Annotated in this window: 8 protein-coding genes; 2 read left to right on the top strand and 6 right to left on the bottom strand. The window is 66.5% G+C overall.

Annotated elements, in window-relative coordinates; all coding sequences use genetic code 11:
* Positions 1-134: 134 nt before the first annotated feature.
* The 3 genes from AC1RJ5_RS22330 to AC1RJ5_RS22320 form a co-directional block, all read right to left on the bottom strand.
* Positions 135-1,847: a thiamine pyrophosphate-dependent enzyme gene (locus tag AC1RJ5_RS22330; RefSeq protein WP_493115800.1), complete on the bottom strand. Its 1,713-nt coding sequence runs from the start codon at positions 1,845-1,847 to the stop codon at positions 135-137.
* Between the two features lie 116 nt (positions 1,848-1,963).
* Positions 1,964-5,038, bottom strand: coding sequence for a TonB-dependent receptor domain-containing protein (locus AC1RJ5_RS22325; RefSeq protein WP_493115798.1), 3,075 nt, complete (start codon positions 5,036-5,038; stop codon positions 1,964-1,966).
* Between the two features lie 281 nt (positions 5,039-5,319).
* Positions 5,320-8,145, bottom strand: coding sequence for a TonB-dependent receptor (locus AC1RJ5_RS22320; protein WP_493115796.1), 2,826 nt, complete (start codon positions 8,143-8,145; stop codon positions 5,320-5,322).
* A 306-nt stretch (positions 8,146-8,451) separates the two neighbouring features.
* Between AC1RJ5_RS22320 and AC1RJ5_RS22315 the strand changes: the two genes are divergently transcribed.
* The gene (locus AC1RJ5_RS22315; protein ID WP_269575662.1) at positions 8,452-9,735 is read left to right on the top strand and encodes an MFS transporter; all 1,284 of its coding nucleotides are present in this window, start codon (positions 8,452-8,454) and stop codon (positions 9,733-9,735) included.
* The gene (locus tag AC1RJ5_RS22310; protein ID WP_493115794.1) at positions 9,732-11,564 is read left to right on the top strand and encodes a DUF8034 domain-containing protein; all 1,833 of its coding nucleotides are present in this window, start codon (positions 9,732-9,734) and stop codon (positions 11,562-11,564) included. The genes AC1RJ5_RS22315 and AC1RJ5_RS22310 overlap by 4 nt, the downstream gene beginning before the upstream one ends.
* A 118-nt stretch (positions 11,565-11,682) precedes the next feature.
* On the opposite strand, the gene AC1RJ5_RS22305 is transcribed toward AC1RJ5_RS22310, so the two are convergent.
* The 3 genes from AC1RJ5_RS22305 to AC1RJ5_RS22295 form a co-directional block, all read right to left on the bottom strand.
* Positions 11,683-12,240 carry a dihydrofolate reductase family protein gene (locus AC1RJ5_RS22305; protein WP_493115792.1) on the bottom strand — a complete coding sequence of 186 codons (558 nt, stop codon included), beginning with the start codon at positions 12,238-12,240 and terminating at the stop codon, positions 11,683-11,685.
* Between the two features lie 97 nt (positions 12,241-12,337).
* Complete coding sequence (locus tag AC1RJ5_RS22300; protein WP_493115790.1) at positions 12,338-13,888, bottom strand: carboxylesterase/lipase family protein; 1,551 nt, start codon at positions 13,886-13,888, stop codon at positions 12,338-12,340.
* Complete coding sequence (locus AC1RJ5_RS22295) at positions 13,885-14,775, bottom strand: LysR family transcriptional regulator (protein WP_184171257.1); 891 nt, start codon at positions 14,773-14,775, stop codon at positions 13,885-13,887. The genes AC1RJ5_RS22300 and AC1RJ5_RS22295 overlap by 4 nt, the downstream gene beginning before the upstream one ends.
* Positions 14,776-14,783 lie beyond the last annotated feature (8 nt).

Raw genomic sequence — 14,783 nt, 5'->3', positions numbered from 1 at the left:
ATTTTGAAGGTCCCAAAACCAACCCCGCATCCCCCAAACCAACCGAATCAACACCCGAATCACAACAGAATCAGGGGGAATCAGGCGCCTTTCCCGGCCTTCCCGCCCCGGATGCGATGCTTCGCGCGCCGGAATCAGGAAACGGCGCCGCGTACCAGTTCGAACGCTTCGTCCCCGCGCCCCGCCAGCACGGCCTTGGCCGAATAGAGTGCGGTGCCGAATATCTGCGCCGCCTCGATCCTGGGCGGCACCACCAGCTCGAAGCGATCGGTGACGACATCGAGCAACGCCGGGCCCGGCTCGGCCAGCCATTGGCGCACGGCGTCTTCCACGTCCCCGCTCTTCTCCACGCGCCGGCTCCAGAAACCCATCGCCTCGGCCACGCGGGAGAAGTCCGGGTTCTGCAGGTCGGTGAAGGCATCGAGCAACCCCTCGACCTTCTGCTCGAGCTCGACAAAGCCGAGCGCGCCATTGTTGAAGATGCACACCTTGATCGGCAGCTTCTCCTGGATCGCGGTCATCAGGTCGCCGAGCATCATCGAGATGCCGCCGTCCCCCGATAGCGAGATCACCTGGCGATCGGGATAGGCTGCCTGGGCACCCAGCGCCTGGGGCATCGCATTGGCCATGGTGCCATGGGTGAGCGAGATCACGGTGCGGTTGCGACCGGTCGCGGGCACATGGCGCAGCGCCCAGACCATCGGCGAGCCGCAATCGGCGGTGAACACTGCGTCGGGCGCGGCGTGGCGGGCGATCGTCTCGGTCAGATATTGCGGGTGGATCGCCCTTCCCTCCGCCGCCACGGCATGCTTGCGCTGGCCGGCCACCGCCTTTTCATGCCGCGCGAGACAAGTATCGAGAAAGGCGCGGTCGACACGTTCCTTTATATGGGGGAGCAGCGCATCGAGCGTGTCGCGCACGCTGCCCACCGCGGCGATGTCGACCGGATGGCGGCGGCCGAGATGGGTGCCGTCCATGTCCACCTGTATGATCGTCGCCTTTGACGGGTAGAATTGCCGCCATGCGAAATCGCAGCCGAGCAGCAGCAGCGTGTCGCATTCCATCAGCGCGTCATAGCCGGCTTCCGAGCCGAACACGCCGGTCATGCCGACGGCATAGGGATTGTGCGGTTCGAGGAAGTCCTTGGCGCGCGAGGTATGGGCGACCGGCGCCTTGAGCTTTTCCGCCAGCGCCACGACCTGGTCATGCGCATCCTGGCAGCCCGAACCGCCATAGATGGCGACCTTGCCCCCGGCGTTGAGCGACTGGGCGATGCGATCGAGCTCGGCCTCCGAGGGCAGGATGCGCGGCTCGGCGCGGTGGACGGCGAAGTCGGGCTCGTCGGGCGCCTTTGCCGCGGAGACGTCGGCGGGGACGATGAGGACGGCGACACCCTTCCTGGCCAGCGCCGCCTGGGCGGCCATCGCGGTCATGCGGCGCGCCTGGGCGGGTGTGCGGATCTCGTCGCAGAACACGCTGCAGCTGGCATAGACCGACTTGAAGTCGACTTCCTGGGGGAAATCGAAGCCGAGCTCGTCGCGGACGATCTGGCTGGCGATCAATACTACCGGCGCGCGGTTGCGGTGGCTTTCGAACAGGCCGTTGATGAAGTGGAGGCTGCCGGGGCCGCAGGAGCCGGCACAGGCGGCGAGCTCGCCGGTGAGCAGCGCATCCGCGCCCGCCGCGAAGCCGCCGGCTTCCTCATGGCGGACATGGACCCAGCGGATGCCGCTCTCGCGGATCGCATCGGTGACATAGTTGAGCGTGTCGCCCGGCACCCCATAGCAGCGGCGGACGCCCGCCTGCTCGAGAGTCTCGATGATGACTTGGGCGACGGTGCGGGCCATGGCGTGCTCCTTGCTGGTATCGGCAAGGGCGTAACACCCGGCGTCGCGGGACGGTCCTTATACGTCGGTAGGTATGGCCGCCACGGGACAGCCCCGCGGCGGCCAGATAGCCAGGATCAGAAGCTGAACCCGGCCGAGAACTTGAACGTCCGCGGCGGATTGCCGCCGACGCTGAAGCCGCTCAGGTCGCCGAACCGGCCATTGTCGACCGGGTTGCCGGCTGCATTGACTACGCCGACCACCTTGTTGTCGCGGTTGAACAGCGGCGCCGGATTGGTGTCGGTGAAGTTGCTGTTATAGGTGGTGTAGTTGTTCTCGTTGAGCACGTTGAGCACATCGACGCGCAGCCGGACCCGCGAATTGCCGAGGAAGCCGAGCTTGATGTACTTGGTCGCCGCCAGATCGACCTGGCGCAGCGCCCACAGGTCGCCGAGGATGAAGGGCTGCTTGTTGTTGCCCTCGATCACCGCGATGTGGCGGATGCCGGCGGTGTCGTTGTAGAAGCCCTTCACGAACGGCGCCGAGGACAGGGTCACCTTGCCCGAGAAGGTGAAGCCCAGCGGCGCATCGACACTGCCGGCCGCGACGAAGCGGTGCCGCGGCACGCCGGCCGAGGCGAGCACCGGATAGTCCTTGATCGACGGGTAATCGAGCGAGAAGGTCTCGCCGAACTGCCGGTTCTCCACCGCATCCGTATAGGTATAGGTGGCGTTGAGGCTCCAGGGCGAGCTGGCCGAATAGCTCTTGGTCAGCTTCACATAGACCGAGTCCGCCTTGGTCTCGAGCCCGTTGTCGCCCAGGATGATCGAGCCGCGGCCCGGAGGGGCGTTGCCGAAGGGCGAGCTCTGGTTGCCGGTGGGCGCGAAGAAGGTGCCGTCCGGACGGCGGTTGCCGAGCAGCCAGACGAAGCCGTCATGGCTCTCGACATGGCTGTAGCCCAACTCCGCCTCGAACAGCGGCAGCACGCGGCCGCGCAGGCCGAGGCTGAACTGGTCCGAATAGGGCACCTTCAGGTCGTTCTTGAGGAAGCGCAGCTCCGAGCCGCCCAGCGCGCCGACCGAGCTGACCAGCTGCGCCCTGCCCTGCGCCGTCAGATAATTGGCGTTCCACGCCACGCAGGTCGAGCTCGGCGCGCAATTGTTGCGCGTGTCGCCCGGCACCAGGAAGTTGAAGGTACGGGTGGAATAGGAGCCGACCTGGGTTTCCTGCTGGACGAAGTCGAACTGGTTGCGGTCGTAGGAACGGCCGAACCCGCCGAACAGCGTGTAGCGCTTGTCCGCATCGAAATTGTAGCTGAAGCCGATGCGCGGCTGCCAGGCGCCCTTGAAGGTCTTCCGGTTCTTCCCGTTCGAGATGTAGTCGGCGATCTTGTAGTCGGCGTTGTTCAGGTTCGGATAGTTGGTCGGCGAAACCGCTGCCAGCGACGAGGCCGAGGTGACGAAGTTCACATAGGCCGGGGTGCGGTCGTAATCCCAGCGCAGGCCGAGGTTGAGCGTCAGCCGCGAGGTGACTTCCCAATCGTCCTGGATATAGGCGCCGAACTGGAAATTGTCCGACTTCACCGTCGGATCGCCGCCCAGCCCCGAGTCATAGCCGAACTGCACCCGGTACGGGGTCGCATCGTTCCAGGTCGCGCCGTTATACTGGGTGTTGTAGAAATAGACCGGGTTGTAGTTGTTGAGCTGCAGCGACTTGAGGCTCACCCACTTGGCCTTCACGCCCGCCTTGAAGGTGTGGCCCGAGATGCCGGTGAAGGTGAAGTCGTTCTGCGCGCCCCAGCCCTTCTGGCCCTTGTCCTGGTAGTTCGCGCCGCCGCCGGTGCGGAAGATCTGGGCGTTGTTGGCGTCCTGGAAGACGAAGGAATTCTCGAACACGCGCGGCGTCGGCGCCCATTGCGCATATTCATAGGTCAGCTTGAGGTCGTTGACCCAGTTGCTGCCGGTATGCTCCCAGCGCGCCAGGCCGCGATACTCGTTGACCACCGTGTCGATCGAGTTGCTGCGCAGGTTCGAGCCGCTGTTGATGCCCTCGCCGGTTTCCTTGCGGACCTTGAGCGACAGCTCGAACAGGTCGGCGGTCGACGGCACCAGGTCGATCTTGCCGAAATACAGGTCTTCGTTGAACGTCCGGTTGGTCGAGCCGAACTGGCTCTGGAACGCCGCCGGAATATTGGCGGTGTTGTTCGCGCTGCCCGGGAAGATGTCGACCGGGACCTGCTGGCGCTTGCCTTCGTAGGTCACGAAGAAGTGCATCAGGTCCTTGATGATCGGGCCGCCGAGCGCGCCGCCGAACTGGAAGTCGCGGGTGCGGGCCTTGCCGGTAGGGCTCCGCTCCTCGGTCGGGGTCTTCGCGCGCAGCGACTGGTCGGTATAATCGACGAACGCCTCGCCGTGGAACTCGTTGGTACCCGATTTGGTGACCGCGGTGATCGCCACCGAGCTGACCTGGTCGAACTCCGCCTTGTAGTTGGAGCTGATTACCCGGTACTCGCCCACCGCGAGCTGCGGGAAGGGATTGCCTTGGCTGGAATCCTGGCCGGTCACGCCGTTCTTGAGGACATAGTCCTTCTGGCCGACGCCATCGATGAAGATGTTGACCGTGCGGCTGTCCTGCGCGCCGCCCTGCAGGCGCGACGCGCCATTGGCGCCGGTGACGAACTGCACGCCCGGCGCGAGATCGGCAAAGGCCAGGAAGTTGCGGTTGTTCTGCGGCAGCTGCTCGATCAGGCGCGTCGAGATGTTCACGCCCACTTCGCCGCCCTCCATCGAGCGCATCTTGCTGCCGGTGACGACGATCGCGTCGCTGGCGCCGGCATCCTCGCCCGCGAAGTTGAAGTCGAGCTGCGCGTTCTGCGCCACGGAGAGCCGGAACTCATCGGTGTTGCGCGTGCCGGAACCGGTTACAATTTCGAGCCGATAAAGCCCGGGACGCAGCGAAGCGAACACGTACCCGCCGTCGGGACGGACCTCCGAAGTGCGGCGATAGCCGGTGTTCACTTCCACCGCGACGATCTGCGTGGCGGTGGTGCCGGCCGGCATCGTCACCGTTCCGCGCAGCGACGCATCGGATTCCTGCGCATGCGCGGGCGCTACCGCGACGGCGGTCAGCGACACGCCAAGCATCAATGCTGCTGCGACTTCCATCACGCGGCTGCGGCGCACGCGCGCGCGTTCATTCACCCTGTCGGACATGAATTTCCTCCCCTTTGTCCGATCGGCCCGCTTCTGCAGCCTCGCCGGAAATCCCGCATTTTGCGTAGATTTCGACGAGTCGTCGGGACCGATCGCCTTTGCGGTAGCACGTGTAACCGGTTCCAGGTAGCAAAATGTTGCTGGATGATTGCCCCTTCCCGTCCCCGGCGTGTCGCCGAACCGGGCGGACATTGTGCTGCCGGGCAGACAAAAAAGGGGGCCAGCCAAGGGGGTTGGCTGGCCCCGTTCCTGGGGTGGAGGGATGGCTGGACTTGGAGGCGTTAGAAGGCCAGCCGGGCACCCAGGACAAATTGGCGCCCGCTGTGCGTGAGCACGTTCAGGCGGTTGCTCACGTCCACGAACTGGTCGTTCAGCGCATCGGTGAGGTTGATCCCCTCGAGGCTGAGCTTGAAGTTCTCGGTGACGTTGTATGAGATCTGCGCGTCGATGTTCGTGGTCGAGTTGGTGCCGTTGTACGAGTTACCTTCGGTGCCCGGCACGGCGGTCAGATACTTGGAGCGATAGGCGACCGAGCCGCGGATCGCGAACTTCTTGGTCTCGTAATAGAGCGTGCCGTTTGCGGCGTGCTTGGACAGGCCGAGCAGCGGCGCCTTCACCGTGGTCGCGCCATTGGCCGAGGTCAGATACTCGATGTCCGAGCTGACATAGGTGTAGTTGGCCAGCACGCCGAAGTTGCTCAGGAAGCCCGGCAGGAAGCTGAAGGGTTGCTGCACGTTCACTTCGAAGCCGCGCAGCAGGCCGCCCTTCGAATTGACCGGCTGGCTGACGATGAACGCGTCGGTCGGGCTTGCGGTGGTGCCGTTGAGCAGCGAGTTGGGCAGGCCCAGGCTGCTATAGGGCACGGTGGTGTTCAGCGTCTGGACGAAGGTGCCGATGTCCTTCTGGAAGGCAGAGACCGCGTAGATCGCGCCGCGCGTCGGGTACCATTCAATCGAGGCGTCGAGATTGGTCGACTTGGTCGGCTTCAGGTCCGGATTGCCCGAGCTGAAGGTGCGGTTGCCGCCCGAGACGTTGAGGTTGCCGCCCGGGGTGAGCGAACCGATGCCGGCGCGAGCGATCGTCTTGGCCGCGGCGAAGCGGACCATCAGGTTGTCGGTCACGTCGAACACGAGGTTGGCCGAGGGCAGCCAGTTCTCATAGCTGCGATCCGCGCTGACCAGGTTGATCGCGGTGCCCTGGCTGGCATAGCCGGTCGAGAACTGGTCGGTCTTCACATAGCGCAGGCCGACATCGCCGCGGACCGGCACGCCGGCATTGGCGAGGTTGAACTCCGCCATGCCCCAGGCGCCCAGATCCTCCTCGCGCACCGTGACGAACGAGCCGCGCGCGGTTGCGTTCTCGACGCCGCCGGTGGCGTAGGTCGGGTTGCTGTAGGTGTTGAGATAGGCCTGGAACGCCTCGAGGTTCGGCACGACCCACGACGTCGGCGTGCCCGAGGGGATGGTAAGCCCGCGGCCGAAGCCCGAGAAGACATTGGTGAGCGGTGCGAGCTGGGCCGCGGTGAGCGTGGTCACCACCGTCTCGCCCGACAGGCGGCGCTGCTCGGTCGAGCTATATTCGAACCGGCGCCAGTCCACGCCCGCCTTGAGCTTGAGCTCGGGCGAGGTCGTCCATTCCAGGAAGCCCTTGGCGTTGGTGAAGCTGTTGTCGACGGTCTGCGGCCGGATGCGGACTTCCGAAGTGCCGTTGGTGAAGGCGAAGTTCGCGACGTTGCCGATGTCCACGCCCGGTCGGATCGTCGGGAAGCGCGTCGAGAAGTCGTAGAAGAAGCCGTTGGTGTTGGCGGCGTCGATCGTCACCGTGGTCTGGATCGGATTGCGGAACTGCGAGCTCGAATAGCCGACGATCGCGCCGAACTTGAGCGACTCCCCGATCTTCTGATCGAGCGTGCCGGTGAGCTGGTAGAAATCGGTGGTGAGCTTGTCGTAGCGGGCCTGGCTGCGCAGATCGACATTGTCGAACGTGCCGCTGATGATGTTGTTGTTCGCATCGACGGTGCCCGAACGGATGATCGTCTGCGGCTTGCCGGTGCCCGAGCGGCTGAAGCTGATCGCCTGGAACTGCGATTCCTGGCGGGTGCCGTCGAGCCGCGAATAGAGGCCGTCGATCGAGATCAGCGTCTTCTCGGTCGGTCGGAACTGCACGCCGAGCGCGGCGCCCAGGCGCTTCTGGTCGATCGCATAGCTCACCAGGCCCGGGATACGCGGGTGATAGAGCGCGGTGGCCGGATTGGTGTCGTTGATCTGGGCGATGGTCTTGCCGGCGATCGTCGAGGTCGGCGCGAAACCGCCGTTGAAGCCGCCATAGGTCCAGCGCGTGATATTGGCGCCTTCCTCGACCAGCGCACGCTCTTCATAGGCGACCGAGAGCAGCACGCCGAAGCGGCCATCGGCGGTGCTGGTGGTGAGCAGCGTCGAGACGCGCGGCTTGGCCTTGCGGGCAAGGTCATTGTAGCTCGCCGCCGCCTGCACCACTGCGGTGGGCTTGCGATAGTCGAACGGGCGCGCGGTCTGCAGGTCGACGGTGCCGCCGAGCGAACCTTCCTCGACATCGGCAGTGGCGGTCTTGCGCACCGCCAGGCTGTTGAACAGGTCCGACGAGAAGATGTTGAAGTCGAAGCCGCGGCCGCGGTTCACGCCACCCGAATTGTCGGTGCCGCCGGTGGTGCCGATCGCTTCCATGCCGTTGATGCGGACGCGGCTATATTCCGGGCCGAGGCCGCGGATCGAGATGTTGCGGCCCTCGCCATTGACGCGGCTGATCGCCACGCCCGGGATGCGCTGGAGCGATTCCGCCAGGTTGAGGTCGGGGAATTCGGCGACGTCCTCGGCCTTGATCGCGTCGATCGTCGCGGTCTCGTTGCGCTTCATGTTGAGCGCGTTGTTGAGGCTGGCGCGGAAGCCCTTGACGACGATCTCGTTGGAAGGACCATCGTCCTGCTCGGGCGCGGCGGTCTGCGGCGCCGGATCGGCGGCAGCGGCTGCATCCTGTGCATGGGCATCCTGTGCATGGGCGCTCGCCGCGGCGAGCACCGCTGCCGCGCTGGACAGGGCAAGGACGGATTTCAGGATTCGAGTGCGGGACATGCCTTCTGTCTCTCCCATAATGTGTCCGCTTCTTTGCCGAGCGGATTTGATTGCAGGCTGGTTAGCGAAGAACCGCCGCGACAAGCCAACCTCAATCGAACATGGATCGATGCGCTTCTTGCACTGATCGGCAATGATCCAGCCATGAACCCCAGCGATCCAGCCAAGGCGGGACTGGATCATTCCCCATTTTGGCTTGGACCGCGCCCCCTTCCCCCGGTACGCCTCAAGGATCGCGAAGCGTCGGCAACAGGCGCGCTACCCATGGAGAGAGATTTGTCCGAGCAGGCCGTCCGGCCCACGCGAGTGCGCTATGCAATCATTGCGCTGATCTTCGTGATCACCAGCGTCAACTATGCCGATCGCGCAACCTTCTCGATCGCGGGCAATGCCGCCGCCGGCGAGCTGGGCCTCACGCCGGTGCAGACCGGCTATATCCTCTCCGCCTTCGCCTGGGCCTATGCGCTGTCGCAGATCCCGGGCGGGCTGCTGCTCGACAAGTTCGGCACCAAGCGCGTCTATGCCGGCGCGATCGCGCTCTGGTCGCTCTTCACCTTCAGCCAGGGCTTTGCCGGGCTGATCCCGATCCTCTCGGCCACGGTGATGCTGTTCGCGCTGCGCTTCCTGGTCGGTCTGGCCGAGGCGCCGTCCTTCCCGGGCAATGCCCGGCTGGTCGCCGCCTGGTTTCCCGCCGCCGAGCGCGGCACCGCCTCCGCGATCTTCAATTCGGCGCAATATTTCTCGATCGTCGCCTTCGTGCCGCTGATGGGCTGGCTGGCGCACAGCTTCGGCTGGCGCTCGGTATTCTGGACGATGGGCGGGCTCGGCCTGCTCGCCACCCTCGCCTTCCTCCGTTTCATCCACAGCCCGGCGAAGCACCCCTCGATCAACCGCGCCGAGCTCGACGAGATCGAGGCCGGTGGCGGGCTGATCCATATGGAGGACCAGGCAGGATCCTCGGCGGCGTTCGAATGGGCCAATGTCCGCAAGCTGATCGCCAATCGGATGATGCTGGGCATCTATCTGGGGCAGTATTGCATCAACGTGCTGACCTATTTCTTCGTCACCTGGTTCCCGATCTACCTGGTCAAGGAGCGCGGGCTGAACATCATGGAGGCAGGCTTCGCCGCCGCCGCGCCCGCCCTGTTCGGCTTTGTCGGCGGGCTCGCCGGCGGCTTCATCTCCGATCGCATTCTCAAGCGCACCGGCTCGCTCGACTGGGCGCGCAAGGCGCCGCTGACCATCGGCATGCTGCTCGCCACCGCGATCATCGCCTGTGTCTGGGTGCAGCAGGAATGGCTGGTCGTCACACTGATGTCGGTCGCCTTCTTCGGCAAAGGCGTCGCCTCGCTCGGCTGGGCGGTGATGGCCGATGTCGCGCCCAAGAAGCTCGCCGGGCTCTCGGGCGGCGTGTTCAACATGTTCGGCAACATCGCCGGGATCGTGACCCCGATCGTGGTCGGCTATATCGTCGCGGGCACCGGATCGTTCGACCTCGCGCTGGTCTTCGTCGGCGCGCACTGCCTGCTGACGATCTTCGCCTTCCTCGTCATCGCCGGCCCGATCCGCCGCGTGGAGATCGCCGCATGACCGTCGATCGCCGCCAGTTCCTGCTTCAGGGCGCCGCCGGCGCGGTCGCCCTGCCCGCCACCGCCCATGCCGCGCCTGCCCGGCTGGTCGCCAGAACGGAGATGCCCGCACCCGACTGGGCGGTGCTGCAGCGCAGGCTGCTAGCCCGCAACGCCGCCGCCTGCGAGGCTTTCTACACCAAATATGTCGACGCGCGCGGCTGGCTGAAGGTGTTCGAGCGCTGGGGCGCCAATGACGGCCCCGACGACGCGGCCGAGGCGACCAATGACTGGCTGGTGCTTCACGCGCTCGGCGGTTCGGACCGCATCCTCACCCTCGCCCAGCACTTCTGGGAGGGGCACCTCAAGCAGTACACCGCCGCCCGCACCCTGGAGGTGCCAATCGCGCGGCAGGGCATGTATCACCGCGAGTTCCCGGTCCAGATGGACTGGCAGCACAACAGCGAGGGCCTCACCAGCTTCAACGTGATGGGCCTGTCGATCCCGCGCGACCGCAAGCTGCTGGCGCGGACGATGCGCTACGCCGATTTCTACACCGGCCGCGACCCGACGGTGCGGAACTACGATCCCGAGCGCCGGATCATACGCAGCATGATGAACGGCAGCCGCGGCCCGATGCTGCGCGAGGCGACCCCGCTCGACTGGGCCGGCGACCCGTTCGAGGCAGGCGAGCGCTTCCACATGGAGCATGGCGAGACGACGTACCAGCAGACGCTCGACCATTATGCCGAATATGGCGACGTGGTCGGCGACAACCCGCTCAACCTCCAGGCGACCACGCTAGGGCTCAACGCCTATGCGCTGGGCGGGGGCGAACGCTATCGGCGCTGGGCGCTCGACTATCTCGACGCCTGGGTCGACCGCGCCAAGGCCAACAATGACATCCTGCCCAGCCATGTCGGGCTCGACGGCACGGTCGGCGCGAACTGGTGGCGCGGCACCTATGGCTGGGGCTTCTCGCCGGTCGTCCCGCAAACCGGCAAGCGCGAGGACCGCAACCGCGTGCCCCGCTCAATCACCGCCTTCTTCAACGGCACGGTGCTGACCGGCGACCTCTCCTATGTCGAGCTGTGGCGCCGCCAGAACGCCCGGATCAACGAGGCCGGCCGGCAGAAGGACGGCAAGTTCGAGGCGCCGACCATGTACGGCGCGCAGGGCTGGTATGGCTGGAAGCCCGGCCCCTATCGCAGCAACGGCTTCGAGATCTGGTATTTCACCCAGGATCCGAAGGACCGCGCGGCGGCGGGCGAGCACCCCTGGGTCTCGTTCCTCGAGGGCGCCAATCCCGGCTATCCGCTCAAGGCGATGCAGGCCGATCTCGACCGGATCGCCGCGCGCGAAAAGGCGCAGGCCGAGGACCCGACCACACCCGAAACGCGGCTGGCCGACTGGCCGCTCGACATCACCCCGGCCAGCATCACCAGCCTGATCCAGCTGATGACCGGCGGGCTGCACATCGGCCGCCCGCCCTGGTCGCCGACCTCGCCCAACCAGGGCGGCGTGCCGCTCCATTGCCGGCTGCGCTATTTCGACGCGGACAAGCGCCGCGCCGGCGTGCCCGAGGAGGTCGCGGCCTTGGTCCATGCGCTGGGCGAAAGCTCGGCGGAGGTGACCCTGGTCAATCTCGGCGAGGCGCCGCGCAATGTGATCGTGCAGGGCGGCGCCTGGGCCGAGCATCGGATCGAGAGCGTCGTGATCGACGGCATCGAGACGCGGATCGGCCGCCCGGACTTCACCCTGCGGCTGGAGCCGGGCTGCGGCACGCGGCTGCGCCTGGCGATGCGGCGGTTCGCGAACCGGCCGACCCTGGCGTTTCCGTGGGGACGGTAGGTTTCACAAGCTGGATGCTCCCCGGCGGAAGCCGGGGCCCAGGGTCACGAGCGAGACAGCAGAGAAACCCTGGGCCCCGGCTTCCGCCGGGGAACCGAAAGTGGAATGACGGCCCCAGCTATGCCGGCACGTAGGTCAGCCGGATCACATCCGGCCCGATCCGCTCGTCCGCCACCAGCCGCAGCCTCGGCCGTGGCCCCGCGAAATAGGGCTTGCCGCCGCCCAGCACGACCGGGTGCAGATAGATGCGATACTCGTCGATCAGCCCCAGCTCGGTCAGGCTCTGCGCCAGGATCGTGCCCGAGACTTCGATCACCCCGTCCTGCCCCGCCTTCAATTCCCGCACCGCCGCCGCAAGGTCACCCCCAAGCAGCGTGGCATTGGGCCCGACCGATTCCAGCGAGCGCGACGCCACCCATTTCGGCATCGCCCGCCACGCCTCGGCATAGTCGCGCCGGGCCGCGTCCCATTCGGGATGCTCGTCGTCCCAGTAGCGCATGATTTCATACATGCGGCGGCCATAGATGCTGCCGGTCAGGCTCCGCACATCCTCGATGAAGTGCCGGAAGACGATCTCGTCGGGCGCGAACGCCATGTGATCGACATAGCCGTCGAGCGACTGGTTCAGGGCGTAGACGAGCCTGGCCATGGCGATCTCCTTCGGAAGGGTATCCATACACACTTCCGGTTCCCCGGCGAAAGCCGGGGCCCAGGGCCACAAGCGAGACGATGGAGAAACCCCGGACCCCGGCTTTCGCCGGGGAACAGCCAGCCTAACCGCCCGGCTTGATATAGGGCGCGACCGACCAGAGCAGCCGCTCCTCGCGACGCGGATCGTCCACCACGCGCGTATCCACATCGAAAACCATCGTCGGCCGCTTTTCCAACTCGAATTGCGGCCAGGCCGGGATGCCAGCACAGTTCGGATCGCCGGTGCGGGCAAAGGCGATGAAGACGTCCGCCATCCGCCCCGCCAGCCGCCGCGCCTCGGGCCCGTCGCCGGTGCGCGCCCCCCTGGCGCCGGTATTGTCGAACACCAGCGGTATATCGAGCGTATGGAAGGCGCCGAGCACCCCGCCCGCCTCGGGCGACGGGAAGTCGAGCTGGTACATCCAGGTCGGCGCGCCGATCTTCGCGCGCTCCTCGGCCTGGATCAGATGGCCGGGCCAGGAACGCCCCGCCGTGCTTGCCGCCAGCAGGATCTGGCCGGGCGTCTTCTCCGGATAGATCTCGCGGTAACGCTGCACCACCCAATCGGGCGCGACGTCCTTGGTGATCTGCGCCGTGACGCGCTCGGTCAGATTATCCCAGCTGGTATCGCCGCGCTTCAGCACTTCGCCCAGCCAGAAGCCGGTCTCGTCATGCGTGTTACCGACGATCAGCGGAATATGCGCCGCCTCGCGCGGGGCATCAGGCACGAAGGGATGGCGCGGCAGCACGCCGTGATCGAGCGTGGAGGTGAAGCTGATCTCGCCCTTCCCCTCCAGCGGATCGGTCATACCCATCGCCTCGACCAGCCGCTCCACCGGCAGCGTCGCCAGCGCAGCGACATCCGCCGCTCCCGCCTTCGCCATCCAGGCCCTGGCCCGCGTGGTGGCGTGCATCGGGCCGGCGGCGGTGACGTGCTGGCCGCTCATCGTCGCGGCGCGGTGGAAGAGCGGGCGCGCCTCGGGCATCGCCATCAGCGTCACCACCTTGGCGCCGCCGCCCGACTGGCCGAAGATCATGACGCGCGACGGATCGCCGCCGAAGCCCGCGATATTGTCGCGCACCCATTGCAGCGCGAGCACGATGTCGAGATTGCCGACATTGCCCGATTCCGCCGGTCCGCCGAGCTGGGCGAGATAGGCATAGCCCAATGCCGCCAGCCGGTGGTTGAGCGTGACCACCACCACATCGCCGCGGCGGACGAGATGGCTGCCATCATAGAGCGGGTCCGATCCCGATCCGTGCGCATGCGCGCCGCCATGGAGGTAGACCATAACCGGGCGCTTCCCGGCATCGAGCGCGGGCGTCCAGATATTGAGGAACAGGCAGTCCTCGCTGGTTGGCTCTTCCGCCCTGGTCTGCGGCGCGGCCGGGCCGTAGCGCGTGGCATCGGCCACGCCCTTCCACGCCACCGGAGGCAGAGCCCGCCGGAAGCGGCGGGTGCTGGTATCGGCGCCGTAGCGGACGCCCTTGAACACCAGCACGCCTCGCTCGCTCAGCCCCCGGACCCGGCCATAGCGGGTAGTGGCAACCGGATCGCCCTTGGCTCTGCCCAGCGCCGCGCCGGCGGGCAGCAGCAACGCACCGCCCAGCACCACGCCGCGCCGGTCTATCACGCGCCCGCCGTCTGGGCGCAGAGCCGGCGCATCGGCTCGAGCGCGGGATTGGCGTTGTCGCGGCGCCAGGCCATGTGGAGCTCGACCGGGTTCTCCGGATCGGTGCGCAGCGCGCGGAACTGGACATCCATCAGGTGCAGCCCCGATGCCGATTGCGGCACCAAGGCCGCCGCCAGCCCGGCATGGACCAGCCCGAGCATCGAATGGATCTGGGTGACGTGCTGCACATAGAGCGGCGAGACGCCGGCATCGTCGAACAGCCGCACCAGCATGTTGTGGAAATAGCCCGCGCCCTGGCGGGCATACATGATCAGCGGCTCGTCATCGAAGTCGGACAGCTCGAAGCTCGGCCGCGACTGGCGCGGATCGCCCGGCGGCAGCGCCACCACCAGCGGCTCGTGCAGCACGCACAGCGTCTCGAACTCGTGCCGGTCGATCGGCGGGCGGACAAAGCCGATATCGATCAGCCCGGTGAGCAGCGCATCGACCTGGTCGCCGCTGACCATCTCGTGCAGGTCGAGATCGATATTGGGCAGGCTCGCCCGGGCATTGGCGACGATGTGCGGCACAAGGCCATAGCCCGAGACGGCGGTGAAGCCGATCGCGACCTTGCCGGCATCGCCTTGCGCCACGCGCCGGGCGGAGAGCGAGGCGCTTTCGGCGAGCCGGACGATGCGCCGCGCCTCGATCAGGAAGACCTGCCCCGCCGGGGTCAGGCTCACCTGCCGGCTGGTCCGCTCAAGCAGGGTGACGCCGAGGATGCGCTCGAGCAGCTGGATCTGCCGGCTGAGCGGCGACTGGGTCATGTTCAGGCGCTGCGCCGCGCGGCCGAAATGGAGTTCCTCGGCCGCGGCGACGAAGCAGCGGAGCTGGCTTAGCTCGAACATTACCCTAG

The organism is Sphingomonas sp. GW822-FHT03G08 (assembly GCF_058801135.1).
Note: the sequence above shows the minus strand (reverse complement) of the source record. Positions and strands in the feature narration are given on the sequence as shown.